The organism is Virgibacillus carmonensis, from assembly GCF_057836705.1.
The window spans coordinates 1-586 of sequence record NZ_JBYQFJ010000289.1; the positions used below are offsets into that span (position 1 = coordinate 1).

Sequence of the window (586 nt, forward strand, 5' to 3'; positions counted from 1 at the left end):
AAACAATCCAGCGCATACTTTTTAGCTTTAAGTTTACAAAAACAGACAAGAAAAAATCAGAACTACTTCAAATTCTAACAAAGAATTTCGAATCATAGTTCGGATTTCTCTCTGGCTAAAACACTTTTGTCCCAGCCCCTTTCTGCACTTAAGGAAAGTATAAAAATTTAAAGGAATTAAGTATAAGCAAAACTTCGGCATTCACTATTAAGAACAAGGCGAATGCCGAGTTTTTCTAATATATTTAATTTTTTGAAGGAGGTTTGAAAAATGGAAAACTTAATTGACTTGGACAAAATGCATTTTATTCATCCAACTTCTTCCATTAAACAGCAACAGGAAGAAGGGTCAAAGATAATTTTCGAAAAAGGGGACGGGATATACCTAACGGACAAAAATGAAAACGTATACATTGATGCGATGTCTTCCTTGTGGAACGTCAATATTGGTCATGGAAGAAAAAAGCTAGCAGAAGCAGCAGCTGAACAAATGGAAAAGTTAGCCTTTAGCTCCGCATTTTCGACATTTAGTCATGAGCCGGCTATCAAGCTTGCCAAGAAAATTGCAACTATTACCCCAACAGGTC

At 35.7% G+C, this 586-nt stretch carries 1 protein-coding gene; it reads left to right on the plus strand.

Annotated features, from left to right (window positions below; translation table 11 throughout):
* Positions 1 to 270: 270 nt before the first annotated feature.
* Positions 271 to 586 (plus strand): aminotransferase class III-fold pyridoxal phosphate-dependent enzyme (locus AC3G7N_RS21920; protein WP_489424235.1); only part of this gene is annotated, 316 nt, incomplete at its 3' end.